Below are 17,060 nucleotides of genomic sequence, written 5' to 3'. Positions count from 1 at the left end.
GCGTCGCGCGCCGCGCGGCCGGCGATGGCCGCACGATGATCTCGCGATTGGCGTGCCACGCGAAACCAGTAAAATACCGCGCGTCCCGGGTAGCGCAGCACGCCGCGCGCCCGCTTTCGGAGCAGTCCAAGCACACCGTTGTTTCGATTCGCTTTTTTACGGAACTCAACGTTTTGTCCACGACGTTATCCACACGAGGTGTGGACAACGTCCCGATGAATGACGAAATTCAGCGCCTATGTCAACGAAGAAACCCAGCGCGGCCTATAGCGAAGCATCGATCAAGGTGCTCAAGGGTCTCGAGCCGGTCAAGCAGCGGCCCGGCATGTACACCCGTACCGAGAATCCGCTGCACATCATCCAGGAAGTCATCGACAACGCGTCCGACGAGGCACTCGGCGGCTACGGCAAGCAGATCACGGTCACGCTGCACACCGACCAGTCGGTGTCGGTCGAGGACGACGGCCGCGGCATCCCGTTCGGCATGCACCCCGAAGAAGGCGTGCCGGTCGTCGAGATCGTGTTCACGCGCCTGCATGCGGGCGGCAAGTTCGACAAGGCCGCGGGCGGCGCGTATACGTTCTCGGGCGGCCTGCACGGCGTCGGCGTGTCGGTGACGAACGCGCTCGCGACGCGCCTCGACGTGACGGTCTGGCGCGACGGCAAGATCGCCGAGCTCGGCTTTGCCGACGGCGACGTCGTGAAGCCGCTGGCGACGCAGGGCGCGGGCCGGGGCGAGAAGAAATCCGGCACGCGCGTGCAGGTGTGGCCGAATCCGAAGTACTTCGATTCGCCGAACCTGCCGCTCGGCGAACTGCAGCGCCTGCTGCGCTCGAAGGCCGTGCTGCTGCCGGGCGTCGAGGTCGTGCTCGTCAACGAAAAGACCGGCGAGCGCCAGACGTGGAAGTACGAGGACGGCCTGCGCGGCTACCTGCTCGACGAGATGAACGGCAGCGAGCTGCTGATCCCGCTGTTCGAAGGCGAGCGTTTCGCCGATTCGCGTTCGGGCGACGATACGTTCGCCGAGGGCGAGGGCGCATCGTGGGTCGTCGCCTGGAGCGAGGAAGGCTCGCTCGTGCGCGAGTCGTACGTGAACCTGATCCCGACGCCGGCAGGCGGCACCCACGAATCGGGCCTGCGCGACGGTCTCTATCAGGCGGTGAAAAGCTTCGTCGAGCTGCACAACCTGCAGCCGAAGGGCGTGAAGCTGCTCGCGGAAGACGTGTTCGCGCGCGTGTCGTTCGTGCTGTCCGCGAAGGTGCTCGATCCGCAGTTCCAGGGGCAGATCAAGGAACGCCTGAACAGCCGCGACGCGGTGAAGCTCGTGTCGTCGTTCTCGCGCCCCGCGCTCGAACTGTGGCTGAACCAGCACGTCGAGCACGGCAAGAAGCTTGCCGAACTCGTGATCAAGCAGGCGCAGGCGCGCACGCGCGCGGGCCAGAAGGTCGAGAAGCGCAAGAGCTCGGGCGTCGCGGTGCTGCCCGGCAAGCTGACCGACTGCGAGACCGAGGATATCGAGCGCAACGAGCTGTTCCTCGTCGAGGGCGATTCGGCGGGCGGCTCCGCGAAGATGGGCCGCGACAAGGAGTACCAGGCAATCCTGCCGCTGCGCGGCAAGGTGCTGAATACCTGGGAAACCGAGCGCGACCGCCTGTTCGCGAACAACGAAGTGCACGACATCTCGGTTGCGATCGGCGTCGATCCGCACAGCCCGGACGACACCATCGACCTGTCGAACCTGCGCTACGGCAAGATCTGCATCCTGTCGGACGCGGACGTCGACGGCTCGCACATCCAGGTGCTGCTGCTCACGCTGTTCTTCAAGCATTTCCCGCAACTGATCGAGCGCGGCCACGTGTATGTCGCACGGCCGCCGCTGTTCCGCGTCGACGCGCCCGCGCGCGGCAAGAAGCCCGCGCAGAAGCTCTATGCGCTCGACGACGGCGAGCTGGAAGCGATCCTCGACAAGCTGCGCAAGGACGGTGCGCGCGAGACGCAGTGGAGCATCAGCCGCTTCAAGGGTCTCGGCGAAATGAGCGCCGAGCAGCTTTGGGACACGACGATGAATCCCGACACGCGCCGCCTGATGCCGATCAAGCTCGGCGAGCTCGACTTCGACGCGACCGTCGCGCGGATGACGATGCTGATGGGCAAGGGCGAGGCAGCCGCGCGGCGCGGCTGGCTCGAGGAAAAGGGCAACGACGTCGAAGCGGATATCTAAGCCCCCTGCGCGCGGCCGGGCATGACGCCCGGCCCGGCCTCACGCCACTTACGAATACGGAATTCAGATGGACGACAACACTTCCGATCTCTTTGCCAGCCCCGACGCGCCCGAGAGCGACGCGCTGACGCTCGGCAACTACGCGGAGCAGGCGTATCTCAGCTACGCGGTCAGCGTCGTGAAGAGCCGCGCGCTGCCCGACGTGTGCGACGGCCAGAAGCCGGTGCAGCGCCGGATTCTGTTCGCGATGAACGAAATGGGCCTCGGCCCGGACGCGAAGCCGGTGAAGTCGGCGCGCGTGGTCGGCGACGTGCTCGGTAAATACCACCCGCACGGCGACCAGTCGGCATACGACGCGCTCGTGCGTCTCGCGCAGGATTTCTCGCTGCGCTACCCGCTGATCGACGGGCAGGGCAACTTCGGCTCGCGCGACGGCGACGGCGCGGCGGCAATGCGTTACACCGAAGCGCGGCTCACGCCGATCGCGAAGCTGCTGCTCGACGAGATCGACCAGGGCACGGTCGACTTCATGCCGAACTACGACGGCTCGTTCGACGAACCGAAGACGCTGCCGAGCCGCATGCCGTTCGTGCTGCTGAACGGCGCGTCGGGCATCGCGGTCGGCCTCGCGACGGAAATCCCGTCGCACAACCTGCGCGAAGTGGCGGCCGCGGCGGTTGCACTGATCCGCAATCCGAAGCTTTCGCACGCGGAGCTGATGAACCTGATCCCCGGCCCGGACTTCCCGGGCGGCGGCCAGATCATTTCGAGCGACACGGAAATCGCGGCGGCCTACGAAACGGGCCGCGGCAGCCTGAAGGTGCGCGCGCGCTGGAAGATCGAGGATCTCGCGCGCGGCCAGTGGCAGCTCGTCGTCACCGAGCTGCCGCCGAGCACGTCGGGCCAGAAGGTGCTCGAGGAAATCGAGGAACTGACCAACCCGAAGCTCAAGCTCGGCAAGAAGACGCTGACGCCCGAACAGCTCAACACGAAGAAGGCGATGCTCGACCTGCTCGACGCGGTGCGCGACGAGTCGGGCAAGGAAGCGGCGGTACGGCTCGTGTTCGAGCCGAAGTCGCGCACGATCGACCAGACGGAATTCGTGAACACGCTGCTCGCGTACACGAGCCTCGAATCGAACGCGACGCTGAACCTCGTGATGATCGGCGCCGACGGCCGGCCGGGCCAGAAGGGCCTGCTGACGATCCTCGACGAATGGGTGAAGTTCCGCCAGCTGACGATGACGCGGCGCACGCGCCATCGTCTCGCGAAGGTCGACGACCGCATCCATATCCTCGAAGGGCGGATGATCGTCTTCCTGAACATCGACGAGGTGATCCGCATCATCCGCGAGTCGGACGAGCCGAAGGCTGCGCTGATGAGCACGTTCGGCCTCTCCGAGCGGCAGGCCGAGGACATTCTCGAAATCCGGCTGCGCCAGCTCGCGCGGCTCGAGAAGATCAAGATCGAGAAGGAACTCGAAGCGCTGCGCGACGAGAAGGCGAAGCTCGAGGAACTGCTCGCGAACGAAAGCGCGATGAAGCGGCTGATGATCAAGGAGATCGAGGCCGACGCGAAGCAGTACGGCGACGAGCGCCGCACGCTGATCCAGCAGGAAAAGCGCGCGACGTTCGAGGCGAAGGTGGTCGACGAGCCGGTGACGGTCGTCGTGTCGCAGAAGGGCTGGGTACGCGCGCTGAAGGGCCACGGGCTCGACCCGGCAGGCTTCACGTTCAAGGCCGGCGACCATCTGTATGCGGCGTTCCAGTGCCGCACGCCCGATCGCCTGATCGCATGGGGCAGCAGCGGCCGCGTGTATTCGGTCGACGTGTCGGTGCTGCCGGGCGGGCGCGGTGACGGCGTGCCGGTCACGTCGCTGATCGAGCTCGAATCGGGTTCGCACCTGATGCACTACTATGCGGCGCCGGCCGACCAGCAACTGCTGCTCGCATCGAGCAACGGCTTCGGCTTCCTGGCGAAGGTCGGCGACATGGTGAGCCGCGTGAAGGCCGGCAAGTCGTTCATGACGATCGATACGGGCGTAGCAGCGGGCGCGGTGCCGCTCGTGCCGATGCCCGTGCTGCCGAACGCGACGCAAGTCGCGTGCCTGTCGAGCGGCGGCCGCCTGCTCGTGTTCGGGATGGACGAGATGAAGACGCTGTCCGGCGGTGGCCGCGGCGTGATCCTGATGGCGCTCGACGACAAGGAAACGCTCGTGCAGGCGCTCGCGATCGATCCGGCGGGTGTCGTGCTGATCGGCACCGGCCGCGGCGGCAAGGCGCAGGACGACACGCTGTCGTATGCGGGGCTCGCGCCGCATATCGGCAAGCGCGCACGCAAGGGCCGCGCGCCGGACACGAAGCTCAAGGTCGTCAACGAGCTGCGTCCGCTGCTCGGCTGACGCCGCGCGCGATCGTCCGGTTCGGCCGCGATCGAAGGCCGCACTTCCGCTTCGGCGGACGTGCGGCCTTTTCTTTGGGACCGCGGATTCGGGTGATTCGGGTAAGCAAGCGTGGCGCTGTCACGCGGAACTTGCAAAATATTGTGAAATCGCGCCTGGGGCCTGAACCGCGCGGCGACAGGCCGGTCGAACGACGTTCGATGCCGCGTGCGACGCGGCCGTTCGCAGCACCCACCCCATCACAGGATTGCCGCCATGTCCCACGCTGTTGCCGTCGCGCTGTTTCTTCATCTGCTGGCCGTTGCCGTGTGGGTGGGCGGGATGGTCTTCGCGAACTTCTGCCTGCGTCCGGCATTGTCCGACCTGTCGCCGCAGCTCCGGTTGCCGCTGATCGAAGGCGTGTTCGGCCGCTTCTTCAACTGGGTGGCGGGTTCCGTGATCGTGATCCTGCTGTCCGGCGGCTTCCTGCTCGTGGAGTTCGGCGGCGCGCACGCGACGTGGTCGCTGCACGCGATGGCCGGGCTCGGCGTCGTGATGATGCTGATCTTCGGGCACATCCGCTTCGCGCTGTTTCCGCGCATCCGCCGCGCGGTGCAGGCGCAGAACTGGCCGGACGGCGCGCGCGCGGTGAACGCGGTGCGCCTGCTCGTCGTCGTCAATCTCGTGCTCGGTGTCGTCACAGTCGGTGCGGCCGTGCTGTCGCGCGGCTTCTGATCTTCAGGCGCATGCCGGCGCCAACCGCGGGCGCGCCGGCATGCGCCGCTACGCGGCGAGCATCGCGTCGAGCAGCCAGGAGCCGGCCGGGCCGAGCGGGCGGTTGCGCGACCATACCGCATCCACCCGCACACGGCGCGGCCAGCCGCGTGCGCGCAGTTCGCACAGGCGATCGCGCGCGAAGTGGTCGACCATCCAGCGCGGCAGCTCGGCCCAGCCGAACCCCAGCACCGCCATCTCCAGCAGCATCAGGTAGCTCGGCGCCAGCCAGTGCTGCGTGCCGACGACGATCCGGTCGTCGGCGCTGCGGCCTTCCGTTTTCACATAGGTGTTGAGGCGCAGTTCGCGCACGTCGCGCAGCGCCGCGTGCGGCACTTCCGTATCGCCGTATTCCGCAAGCGCATGCGTGCGCCCGACGAACAGCCCGATCTCCGATTCCTCCGCCACCGTCGCCGCGCCGATATCGGCCGGGTAGGCAGCGCGCGCGGCCATCAGCCCGAGCTGCGCGCGACCCTGCTGGATCAGGTCGAGCACGTCTTCGTGCTCGGCGATCTGGCATTCGAGCTCGAGCGCCGGAAAGCGCCGTTCGAGCGCCATCAACGTTTCCTCGTAGCGCTTCGACTGGTACGTATCGGACACGACGAGCGTCAGCCGTGCTTCTTCGCCCTGTGCGAGCCGCGCGGCCGTGCGGTCGATCGCCGCGCCGGCCTCGAGTGTGCGCTGCACCTGCGGCAGCAGCGCGCGCCCGGCGTCGGTCAGCGTCGGTGCGCGCGTCGAGCGGTCGAACAACTGCACGCCGAGATCGATCTCGAGGTTCGCGATCGCCTCCGACACGGTCGACTGGCGCTTGCCGAGCTTGCGCGCGGCGGCCGTGAACGAGCCGAGCAGCGCGGCTTCGGCGAATGCGAGCAGGGCTTCGGGGGCGTGGCGCATGTGGCGCTCCAGGCTTTGTTGTATCGGTAAAACCGATGATATCAAACTGGATTCATACGGTTACGCCGATCAAAATGACCGATATGAATGACGTAACGAATCGGAGGGAACCATGAAACAGATGAACAAAACGGTGACGGAACGGCTGCTGCATGCGCTGACGTTCGAGCTGGTCGCGATCGCGCTGTGCGCGCCGATCGGCGCGTGGCTGCTCGATATGCCGGTATCGCACGTCGGTGTGCTGACGGTGATGGTGTCGCTGATCGCGATGGCGTGGAACATGACCTTCAACACGCTGTTCGACCGCTTCGAACGGCGCGCGGGGCTGTCGCGCACGCTCGGCATGCGGATCGCGCACGCGGTCGTCTTCGAGCTCGGCCTCGTCGCGATGGTGGTGCCGGTTGCCGCGTGGTGGCTGAACGTGAGCCTCGTCGAGGCGCTGCTGCTCGACCTCGGCATCGTGCTGTTCTTCCTGCCGTACACGTTCTGCTTCAACCTCGCGTACGACGCGCTGCGCGCCCGCTGGATGGCACGCCGGGTCGCGGTGCAGGCGGGGTGAAGTCGCCTGGTGCCGGTGAGTGCCGGTCGAGTCCGGTAGCGTGACGGCCGCCCGTCAGCGCACGGCCCACAACCACACGCCGCAGACAACCGCGACCGCGCCGTAGACGGCATAGACGGGCACCCTGAGGCGCGTGAAGCACAGCGTCGCGAACGCGCCCGTCAGCCAGTAAATCGGGTCGGCCGGCTCGCGATGCAGAATCTTCACGACGGCGACGACGAGAAAGCCCGTCGTCGCCGCGCGCAGCAGGCGCATCCCGTGCTCGAAGCGCGAATGGCGCTTGAGCCGGGACAGGTGGTTCTGAGCAAACACGACGAGACAACCCGACGGAATGAACAGCGCGGCCGTGGCGAGCAGCGCGCCGACCCAGCCGTCGGTCAGGTAGCCGAGAAACGGCACGACGTTCAGCAGCGGCCCCGGCGCCACGGGGGACAGCGCGAACGCCAGCGTGAAGTCGTGATCGGAGATGCCCGTGGCCGGCGAGACGAACAGCGTCTTGAGCACCGGCAGCGCGGAGAAGCCGCCGCCGAACAGCGTCATGCCGGCGCCCGCGAGGCGCGGCCACAGCAGTTGCTCCTGGTAATCGCCTGGCAGCGGCACGGCGAACAACGCGACGAGCACGCCGAGCAGCACGAGCAGGTTGCGGTCGCGTTTCGACAGCGTGAAATCGACCGCGTCGCGTTGCGTCGGCCCGGTCAGCCAGCCCGCTGCAAACGCAGCGAAAAGAATCCCGACGAAAGCGGCCGGACTATGCGCGAACGCGAGCAGAATCGTCGACAGCGCGGCGATCGCCTGTTCGAGCCGCGTGCGCGCGAGCATGCGCAACTGCTTGACCCACGTGATGCCGATCAGCGCGGCGAGCACCATCCCGAAGTGATTGATCAGCATCGGCGCGGCAAGCGAGCGCACGAGCGGCGTGCGATAGAAGATCGCGAACAGCGTCATCAGGATGGAAAACGGCAGCACGCTCGCGAGGCCGGCGACCCATGCGCCGGCGCGACCGTGCAGCGTCTGGCCGACCTGCACCGCAACGTTGCAGCCGACGGGGCCCGGCACGAGCCACGCGAGCGCGACGAGATCGCCGAATACGTGCGGTTCGATGCGCTGCAGCCGTTCCACGTAGTGGCGTTCGAGTTGCGCCATCATCGAAAGCCCGCCCCACGAGATCGCCGAAATGCCGGCGACGACCTTGAACAAGGTCCATAGGGATGCCGGCGCCTCTTCGACACGAGCGGTCACTTCGACTTCGACGGTTGTCATGGTTGTGGTGTTGGCGCAGGCCAGATCTCGCGCGTATAGACGCTGACGGCGGCCCGCCGATACGTTGGCCCTCCCGATTGTCCGCCGCGCATCGCGACACTGCCATGCGCGGAAACGCTAATTAATAAACTGAAGAATAAGATCGGAAAACGAAATAATTGTGGCAGCGCGCAACGAGTGCCACGGCTGTGCAGCCGCAGCCGCGGTGCACTCAGGCGCCGGTGCTGCCCGTCGCGCGGTGCGCGATGACGTTCGGATGGTCGCCGCGCACGCCGAAGCGCGCGATCAGCGCGGGAATCGCGTCGGCCGGCACCGGGCGGGAGAACAGGAAGCCCTGCGCCTCGATCTCGCCGAGCGCGGACAGCCACGTGATCTGCTCCTCGGTTTCCGTGCCTTCGACGACGACGGTCAGGCCGAGCGAGCGCGCGAGATGCACGATCGACGACACCATTACGCACACGCTGCGATCGTTCGGGATCGCCTGCACGAACGAGCGGTCGACCTTCAGCGTGTCGACGGAGAAGCGGTGCAGGTACGACAGCGACGAATAGCCGGTGCCGAAATCGTCGAGTGCGATCCGGATGCCGAGCTTCTTCAGCGCGACGATCTTCTCGGACACGAGTTCCGGATATTCCATCATCGCGGTTTCGGTGATCTCGAGTTCGAGCCGGTTCGCGTCGATGCCGGTTTCCTGCAGCGTGCTCGAGATCGTCTCGATCAGGTCGCCGCGCCAGAACTGCACGGGCGAGATGTTGACCGCGAGCGTCAGCGTGTCGTGGCCCTCGTCGCGCCAGCGCGCGATCTGCTCGCACGCGGTGCGGATCACGAAGTCGCCGATCGGCACGATCAGGCCCGTCGATTCGGCGATCGAAATGAATTCGTTCGCGGAAATGATCCCGTGCTCGGGGTGGTCCCAGCGCGCGAGCGCCTCGAAGCCGGTGATGTAGCGGTGCGTGAGGTCGATTTTCGGCTGGTATGCGAGGAACAGTTGCCCTTCGGCGAGCGCGACGCGCAATTGCTGTTCCCAGCGCATCAGGTGGTCGGCACGGTGCGACAGGTGCGGCGCATAGAACTGGTAGCAGTTCTTGCCGGCGTCCTTCGCGCTGTACATCGCGAGGTCGGCCTTCTTCAGCAGATCGATCTCGCTCTCGTTCGCGACGGAGTGCAGCGCGATGCCGATGCTCGCATGCAGCACGAACGAACTGCCGCGCACGTCGAACGGTTCGCCGAACATCCGGATGATCGCTTCCGCGAGCCTCACCGCGCGCCGCTCGACGTCGTCGCCCTTCATCACGACGACGAACTCGTCGCCGCCGATGCGCGCGAGCGAGCCTTCGTCGCCGACCGCATCGGACAGGCGCGCCGCGGTCATCTGCAGCACGATGTCGCCGGCGTTGTGGCCGAGCGTGTCGTTGACGGTCTTGAAGTTGTCGAGATCGATGAACAGCAGGCCGAGCCGCGACAGGCTCGTCGGCATCGACACGTCGTTGCGCAGCCCGCGCAGCGTCGCATAGCGGTTCGCGAGGCCGGTGAGCAGGTCGAATTCCGCGAGCTGCGTCATCTCGCGCTCGCGGCCGAGCAGCTTGCCGATCAGGCCCGTCGCGACGCCGAAGAACGCGAGCATCGCGAGCGTGATGAAGCTCGTCATCAGCAGGTAGACGTTGCGCGTGTGGTAGTAATCCGCGAATTCCTCGGTCTGCGACAGCCCGACCATCACCGCGAGCGGGTAGCCGTCGAGGTGGCGGTACGACACGATGCGCGTCACGCCGTCGATCGGGTCGATGATCGTGCCCGTCACGCGCTCGGCGATCGGGTAGACGCCCGATGCCGAAAACGCGCCCGGCGCGTTGCTGAGCGAGCCCGTGCGCCGCGCGAGCACGCCGCCCGTGTCGGACACGACCGCGATCACGCCTTCCTTGCCGATCGCCGCGTTGTTGTAGAAGTCGTTCGTGAAATAGCTCGGGTCTTCCGACACGACGACGATGCCCGCGAAGCTGCCGTCCGGGTTGTTCAGGCGCCGCGTCATCTGCAGCGTCCAGTGGCTCGACACGCGGCCGAGCACGGGCTTGCTGATATAGAGGCGGTCGTCGTTGTGCGCGAGGTGGACCTTGAAGTGCTCGCGATCGGACAGGTTGATCGGCTGCGGATGGATTTCGGCGGTGTTCGCGAACAGGATGCCCCTGGCATTGACGAGCGACACCTGGATCAGCGTGTCGCTCGGCACGACGCCTTTCTCGACGGTGCTCGCGAGATTGAAGCGCGCGGGCGACTTCTCGAACTCGAACTTGACGAAGCGGGTGATCTGGTCGACCTGGTGGATCGCCTTGACCGTATGCTGCTCGAGCGCGGAGGACAGGATCGCCGCGGACGCCGCGGCTTCCTTGTACGCGCTGTCCTTCTCGACCGACAGACGCGCGATGATCACGGCCCACAGCAGCGCAAGCGCCAGCATCCCGAGCAGCGGGATCGCGAATAGCGCACGCCGGCGCGATTTGCGCGGCGCGCGCAGCGGCCGGGTAGGCGGCGTAGGGTTGGACCGGGCGGAGCTCATCGAAGAGGGTGGCGTCCTGCTCGCGTGCGCCATCCGTCGGGATGGCCGGCTATGGTTCGGGTCGCCCCGGCGTCTGTTCGTTCGCGGGATACGCAACCATCGACAGACCTCCGAAACAACGGATTAGGCCCGATATTACTGGCTGGAGGGTTTTTGCGATAGCTGGGCGAATCGGAGGGGCGCCGGACGGGCCGGCGCCATCGCACATCGCGAAATGTCAGTCAGGCGACCGGAACGTGCCGTCGACGACCGTGACGGTGTGGCCGCCGATCCACGTCGTGCCGTCCTCGTCGTAGCTGACGAAGATGCGGCCGTCGCGGCCGATCGCCGTGCCCTGGCGGGCCGTATACGACCTGCCGGGGCGGCGTTCCTGCCGCGTCAGCAGCCCGGCCAGCGCGGCGTTGGCGCTGCCCGTGACGGGATCCTCGCCGACGCCGAAGCCGCCGCCCGTCATCAGGCAGCGGATTTCGAACGTGGCGGGGCCGCCGTCGGCGTGCGGCGCATAGACCGCGAGGCCGTGCGTGCCGTAGCGGTGCGTGATCGCTTCCAGCGCGGCCGGATCGGGCGACAGGCCGATGCATGCGTCGGCCGACGTCAGCCGCACGACCAGCCACGGCGCGCCGTTGTCGACCGCGCACGGCTGCGCATCCAGGTCGATCGCGTCGCTGCGCAACGCGGCAGCCAGCGCCGCGTAGTCCGAACGGTCGAGCGGCGTGACGCGTGCCGGCGGCGCGGCGAACGCCCAGCCGTCGGCCTGCTCGCGCAGCGCGACCGGGCCGACCCCGCACTGCTGGATCAGCCGGCCCGGCGTGCGCGGCCGCGCGCCGCTTTCGAGGAACGCGTGCGCGGTGCCGAGCGTCGGGTGGCCGGCGAACGGCAGTTCGCCGCCCGGCGTGAAGATCCGTACGCGGTAGTCGGCTTCCGGATCGGTCGGCGTGCAGACGAACGTCGTCTCCGACAGGTTGGTCCAGCGGGCGATCGCGAGCATGTCGTCGTCGCCGAGCGAATCGGCGTCGAACACCACGGCGAGCGGGTTGCCCTTGAACGGCACCGACGTGAAGACGTCGACCTGCTTGAAGCGGACGAGATGACCGGGCATCGCGCTGCGCCCGTTACGCGACTTCGGCGATCAGCTCGATCTCGACGCACGCGCCGAGCGGGATCTGCGCGACGCCGAAGGCCGAGCGTGCGTGCTTGCCCGCATCGCCGAACACTTCGGCGATCAGCTCCGACGCGCCGTTCGTCACGATGTGCTGTTCGGTGAAGTCGAGCGTCGAGTTGACGAGGCTCATCAGCTTGACGATGCGCGTGACCTTGTTCAGGTCGCCGGTGTGCGCGTGCAGCGTCGCGAGCAGGTCGATCGCGATCGAGCGTGCGGCCGCCTTGCCGTCTTCCGTCTGCAGATCCGCGCCGAGCTTGCCGGCCCAGACCTTGCCGTCCTTCTTCGCGATGTGGCCCGACAGGTAGACCGTGTTGCCGCTTTGCGCGCTCATCACGTAGGCGGCGGCCGGTGCGCCGGCGGTCGGGAGCTCGATGCCGAGCGACTTCAGTTTGTCGTAGACGTTAGCCATGCGTTCGATTCCTCGTAGAGAGTCGTGACAGGAAAAGGGTGGGATCAGAGGCGCTCGCGCAGCAGCTTGCCGAGGCGCGCTACGCCTTCCTCGATCTTCTCGGGCGGCACCGTGACGAACGACAGGCGCAGCGTGTTCTGCTGCGCGTCGTTCGCGAAGAACGGCGCGCCCGGCACGAAGGCGACATGGTTGTCGACGGCCGCGGCGAGCAGCTTCATGCTGTCGATCTGCGCGGGCAGGTTCACCCAGATGAACATCCCGCCTTCCGGGCGGTTCCACGTGACGCCTTCCGGCATGTGGCGCGCGAGCGCGCCGAGCATCGCGTCGCATTGCGCGCTGTACAGTTCGCGGATCGTCGGGATGTGTTCGTCGAGGAAGCCGTCCTTGATCACTTCGTGCGCGATGCGCTGCGTCAGGGTCGGCGTGTGCAGGTCGGTGGCCTGCTTGGCTTGCACCAGCTTGAAGTGGAGTTCCTCGGGGGCAATGATGTAGCCGATCCGCAGGCCCGGTGCGAGCACCTTCGAGAACGTGCCGAGATGCACGACGTGGTCGGGCGCCATCGACAGCATCGTCGGCAGCGGCTCGCCGCGGTAGTTCAGCGCGCCGTACGGATCGTCTTCCAGCACCGGGAACGGGCTCGACTGCGCGAACGCGGCGAGCGCGCGGCGGCGCTCGACGGGCAGGCGGCGGCCGGTCGGGTTCTGGAAGTTCGGCTGCGCGTACAGGAGGCGCGCGCCTTGCGTGAGTTCGGGCGTGAGGCCTTCCGGCAGCAGGCCCTGCTCGTCGGTCGGCACCTGCACGTAGCGCGGCTCGTACAGCGAGAACGATTGCAGCGCGCCGAGGTAGGTCGGCGTTTCGACGAGGATCGGGCTGCCCGGATCGACGAGCGCCTTGCCGAGCAGGTCGAGCGCCTGCTGCGAGCCGGTCGTGATCAGCACCTGCGACACGCGCACGCTGTAGCGCTCGGCGATCCACTCGCGCAGCGGCAGGTAGCCTTCGGTCGCGCTGTACTGGAGCGCGGCGGCCGGCGCGTCGCGCAGCACGCGGTCGGCGGCGGCGCGCATGCGCTCGGCCGGGAACGTCGCGGGGGCGGGCAGGCCGCCGGCGAACGAGATGACCTCGGGGCGTTCCGTGACCTTCAGGATCTCGCGGATCGCAGAGCTCGTCAGCTTGCGGGCGCGTTCGGAAAGCTGCCAGTGCGGCGGATGCAGGTCGCTCGGATTCATAGTCTCCTCGTTCGGATATCGTGGTCAGTCAAGAAAGGTCGTTCGGGCGGATCGCTTCGACGCTTCCGGGTAGGCATGCGCGAGCGCGGTCGAGCCTTCGCGGCTGGGTGGGCAAAACCGATCAGGCAAAACAGCCATTATGGCGCACCTGTTCAGCCGGCGCGAGCCGGTTGCGCGGCGGTGGCGACCGCCGAGCGGCGCCCGAGCACCACGGTGGCGATCACGGCGGCCGCGAACAGCCACGTCGACGGCGTGACCGTTTCGCCGAACAGCAGCGCGGAAAATGCGATCGTGAAGAAAATCTGCAGCAGCTGCACCTGGCCGACGCGCGCGATGCCGCCCATCGCGAGCCCCGCGTACCACGCGAAGAAGCCGATGAACTGCGAAAAAAGGGTCACGTAGCCGAACGCGAGCCACGTGCGCAGCGCGAGCGGGCCCGGATGCGCGGCATGCTGCAGCCACGCGAGCCAGCCGACCGGCAGCACGAGGAACGGCGCGGACACGACGAGCGCCCAGCAGATCACCTGCCAGCCGCCGATCTGGCGCGCGAGGCGCGCGCCTTCCGCATAGCCGAGCGCGCCGATGCCGACCGCGACGAGCATCAGCGCGTCGCCGGCCTGCACGGTGCCGCCGCCGTCGCGCAGCGCGAACGCGATCACGAGCGCGCTGCCGGCCACCGCGCTGGCCCAGAACGCCTTCGACGGCCGCTCGTGCGACAGCCATGCGGCATACAACGCGACGAACAGCGGCTGCAGCCCGTTGACGACCGCGCCGTGCGAGGCCGGCACGGATTTCATCGCCCACGCGGAGAACACCGGATACGCGATGATCACGCCGGCCGACGTGATCGCGAGGCTTTTCAGCTGCGCGCGCGTCGGCAGCGGCTCGCGGCGCCACCACAGCAGCAGGCCAGCCGGCACGGCGGCGGCGAGCGCGCGGCCGAGCCCGTTGAGCAGCGGATTGAGTTCGGACACGACGATGCGCGTCATCGGCAGCGTCAGGCTGAAGATCATCACGCCGATCAGGCCGAGCAGCATGCCCCGGGTTTCGCGCGAATTCATGTCGAAGGTGTCTCCGAATTGCAGGGTGGTTGTAATGGACGGGCTTTCAGCGCAGCGTGCGTGCGCCCTGCGGCGTATCGAATTCGGCGACCAGCGCGGGCGGGCCGTCGCCGGTTTCCAGGTCGAGCAGGTGGGCGGCGCCGAGCCAGTCGAGCTGCTCGCGGATCGCGTCCGCACGCGGGTGGATACCCTTGAGCGCCTTCAGCGCGACGCCGTCGTCCGGCAGCGATTCGGCCGGGTGGTGCGGGCTGTCCCACTGGATCAGCGACGGCACGAGGCCGTCGCCCGCACCCTGCCATGCGGGAAACGCGCCGTCGTCGGGCACCGTGAGGCCCCAGCTCAGGTCGCCGCGCCGCATCGCGACGACGGGTGGGATGCGGGCCGGGTACTGGCTCTGCCACAGCACGAGCTGGCGCGGGCGGTCGACGCGCGCAACCCAGTGCGCGAGAAACGGGCCCTGCGCGAGCCGGGCGTGTATCGCCGGATCGTCGAGCCCGAACAGCCGCGCGCGCGGCGGCCCTGCACCGTCGCCCGGGGCGGGCGCATCGGGGTCGATCGCGATCACTTCGAGGTAGAGCCCGCCCCATGCGCCGAACAGCGCATTGTGGGTCCGCATCAGCGGGTGGCGGCCGCCGCCGGCCGGTTCGATGCCGAGCGCGTCGGCGACATGGCGCACGCCTTCGTCGAGCGTGCGCGCGGCGATCACGAGATGGTCGAGTGTCAGGGAACGGGCTGGCATGAACGTCGGTCGGGGAGCGAAAGTGTCATGGTAGGCGGGCGTTGCGCCGGGCGGTTGCCGGACCGGCCGGCGCACCGGCCGCGGATCAGGCCGGCCGGCGCGGCTCCAGGTGCGGCGGGGCCGGAACGGCGGCCGCACGGTCGCCATCGCGGTCAACTGTAATCGTCGGCACCGGCACAGTAACGGTACAATCGGCGCGATAGCCTTCGGTACAGTTGGAGTTGCCGCCCCATGTCCACCGTTCCACTCGCCCAGATTCCCGTGCCGCACGATACGGCCACGCTCACGCTCGTCGACCAGCTGGTCCAGTGGGCCCGGCGGCGCATCGACGAACGCGTGTTCCGTCCCGGCATGCGGATGCCGTCGATCCGCAAGCTCGCGCTCGACAAGAGCGTGTCGCGCTTTACCGTCGTCGAGGCGTACGAGCGCCTCGTCGCACAGGGTTACCTCGACTCGCGGCGCGGCTCCGGCTTCTACGTGCGCGAGCGCACGGCCGGCCCGCAGCCGGGCGACAACGTGGCGCGCGTATCCGAAGCCGCGCCCGTGCACAACACGATCGATGTCGTCTGGCTGCTGCGCAACATGCTGCACACCGTCAGCCCGGAAAAGGGGCCCGGTCTCGGCTACCTGCCGGGCCGCTGGCTCGACGGCGAGCTGATCACCGGCGCGCTGCGCGCGCTCGGGCGCCAGTCCGGCGCGCAGATGCTCGGCTTCGGCACCGCGCAGGGTTTCCTGCCGCTGCGCCAGCAACTGCAGACGCGCCTTGCCGAGGTCGAGATCGGCGCGACGCCCGACCAGCTCGTGCTGGTATCGGGGATCACCCAGGCGATCGACCTGATTTCGCGGATCTACGTGCGGCCGGGCGACGCGGTGATCGTCGGCGATCCCGCGTGGTTCCAGATGTTCGGCCGCTTCGCGTCGCAGGGCGCACAGCTCGTCGGGATGCCGTACACGCCGGACGGCCCCGATCTCGACGCGCTCGAGACGCTCGTGCAGATGTGGCGGCCGAAGATGCTCGTGATCAACTCGGTGCTGCAGAACCCGACCGGCACGTCGCTATCGGCCGCGCAGGCATTCCGGATCCTGAAGCTCGCGGAGGCGTACGACTTCCTCGTCGTCGAGGACGACGTGTACGGCGACCTGTGCCCGCCGAGCTATCCGGCCACGCGGCTCGCGAGCCTCGACCAGCTGAAGCGCGTGATCTACCTCGGCAGCTATTCGAAGACGCTCGCGGCGAACCTGCGGGTCGGCTACGTCGCGTGCGCGCCGGAAATCGCGAAGGCGGTCACCGACCAGAAGATGCTGGTCGGGATGACGACGCCCGAGCTCAACGAGCGCGTGCTTTACAAGATCCTGACCGAGGGGCATTACCGGCGCCATGTCGAACGGCTGCGCGCGCGGCTCGACGGCGTGCGCGACAAGACCGCGCGGATGCTCGAGCGCACCGGGCTGGGGCTCTTCGCGATGCCGGCGGCCGGGATGTTCCTATGGGCCGACACGGGGGTCGATTCGGACGCGCTCGCGGCCGCCGCGCACGAAGAGGGGTTCCTGCTGACGCCCGGCAGCCTGTTTTCGCCGCAGCAGTCGCCGTCGACGTGGACACGCTTCAACGTCGCGAACTGCGGCGATCCGGCGTTGCCGGGGTTTCTCGCGCGCTACATCGATTCGGCGGTGCGGCGCGCGTCGTGACGCGGCGCGGCACGCCGGCCCTTGAAATCGGGTGCGCCGGCCCCAGATAGGCGCGCGAACCGCCGGCGCCGGGCGGTCGTCCGTGCGCGGGCCTCGCGGCATCGCGCGCCGGCCGCCTGCGCCACACCATTCAAG

At 67.9% G+C, this 17,060-nt stretch carries 13 protein-coding genes; 5 read left to right on the top strand and 8 right to left on the bottom strand.

Translation table 11 applies throughout. The features are described from left to right. Window positions 1–238 precede the first annotated feature (238 nt). The 3 genes from parE to AC3WLY_RS20985 all read left to right on the top strand — a co-directional run bounded on the left by parE (window position 239) and on the right by AC3WLY_RS20985 (window position 5,336). Window positions 239–2,221: a DNA topoisomerase IV subunit B gene (gene parE, locus AC3WLY_RS20995; RefSeq protein WP_034184787.1), complete on the top strand. Its 1,983-nt coding sequence runs from the start codon at window positions 239–241 to the stop codon at window positions 2,219–2,221. Between the two features lie 67 nt (window positions 2,222–2,288). Beyond that, window positions 2,289–4,622, top strand: coding sequence for a DNA topoisomerase IV subunit A (gene parC, locus AC3WLY_RS20990; RefSeq protein ID WP_492309847.1), 2,334 nt, complete (start codon window positions 2,289–2,291; stop codon window positions 4,620–4,622). 255 nt (window positions 4,623–4,877) lie between these two features. After that, entirely contained in the window at window positions 4,878–5,336 is a 459-nt protein-coding gene (locus AC3WLY_RS20985) for a CopD family protein (protein ID WP_047898700.1), read from the top strand. Between the two features lie 48 nt (window positions 5,337–5,384). Here the strand turns inward: AC3WLY_RS20985 and AC3WLY_RS20980 are convergent, their stop codons facing one another. Then, entirely contained in the window at window positions 5,385–6,269 is an 885-nt protein-coding gene (locus AC3WLY_RS20980; protein ID WP_175962830.1) for a LysR family transcriptional regulator, read from the bottom strand. A 112-nt stretch (window positions 6,270–6,381) separates the two neighbouring features. Between AC3WLY_RS20980 and AC3WLY_RS20975 the strand changes: the two genes are divergently transcribed. After that, entirely contained in the window at window positions 6,382–6,828 is a 447-nt protein-coding gene (locus AC3WLY_RS20975) for a multidrug/biocide efflux PACE transporter (protein WP_072440835.1), read from the top strand. 54 nt (window positions 6,829–6,882) lie between these two features. On the opposite strand, the gene AC3WLY_RS20970 is transcribed toward AC3WLY_RS20975, so the two are convergent. The 7 genes from AC3WLY_RS20970 to AC3WLY_RS20940 all read right to left on the bottom strand — a co-directional run bounded on the left by AC3WLY_RS20970 (window position 6,883) and on the right by AC3WLY_RS20940 (window position 15,236). After that, entirely contained in the window at window positions 6,883–8,088 is a 1,206-nt protein-coding gene (locus AC3WLY_RS20970) for a chromate transporter (RefSeq protein WP_425132606.1), read from the bottom strand. Between the two features lie 211 nt (window positions 8,089–8,299). Continuing rightward, window positions 8,300–10,639, bottom strand: a complete 2,340-nt coding sequence (locus tag AC3WLY_RS20965) for a bifunctional diguanylate cyclase/phosphodiesterase (RefSeq protein ID WP_175962832.1) — start codon at window positions 10,637–10,639, stop codon at window positions 8,300–8,302. A 217-nt stretch (window positions 10,640–10,856) separates the two neighbouring features. Further along, window positions 10,857–11,738 (bottom strand): PhzF family phenazine biosynthesis protein, encoded by an 882-nt coding sequence (locus tag AC3WLY_RS20960; protein WP_175962833.1) that lies wholly within the window; start codon window positions 11,736–11,738, stop codon window positions 10,857–10,859. A 13-nt stretch (window positions 11,739–11,751) separates the two neighbouring features. After that, window positions 11,752–12,210 (bottom strand): RidA family protein, encoded by a 459-nt coding sequence (locus AC3WLY_RS20955; protein ID WP_034208050.1) that lies wholly within the window; start codon window positions 12,208–12,210, stop codon window positions 11,752–11,754. Window positions 12,211–12,254: 44 nt separating this feature from the next. Continuing rightward, window positions 12,255–13,436 (bottom strand): aminotransferase-like domain-containing protein, encoded by a 1,182-nt coding sequence (locus AC3WLY_RS20950; RefSeq protein WP_175962834.1) that lies wholly within the window; start codon window positions 13,434–13,436, stop codon window positions 12,255–12,257. Between the two features lie 152 nt (window positions 13,437–13,588). Beyond that, window positions 13,589–14,497, bottom strand: coding sequence for a DMT family transporter (locus AC3WLY_RS20945; protein WP_034184796.1), 909 nt, complete (start codon window positions 14,495–14,497; stop codon window positions 13,589–13,591). A 46-nt stretch (window positions 14,498–14,543) separates the two neighbouring features. Continuing rightward, window positions 14,544–15,236, bottom strand: coding sequence for a VOC family protein (locus AC3WLY_RS20940; protein ID WP_492309846.1), 693 nt, complete (start codon window positions 15,234–15,236; stop codon window positions 14,544–14,546). 231 nt (window positions 15,237–15,467) lie between these two features. Between AC3WLY_RS20940 and AC3WLY_RS20935 the strand changes: the two genes are divergently transcribed. After that, window positions 15,468–16,925, top strand: a complete 1,458-nt coding sequence (locus AC3WLY_RS20935) for an aminotransferase-like domain-containing protein (RefSeq protein WP_492309845.1) — start codon at window positions 15,468–15,470, stop codon at window positions 16,923–16,925. Window positions 16,926–17,060 lie beyond the last annotated feature (135 nt).

The organism is Burkholderia sp. FW306-1C-G01B, from assembly GCF_058781685.1.
This window is presented reverse-complemented; position numbering and strand designations above follow the sequence as displayed.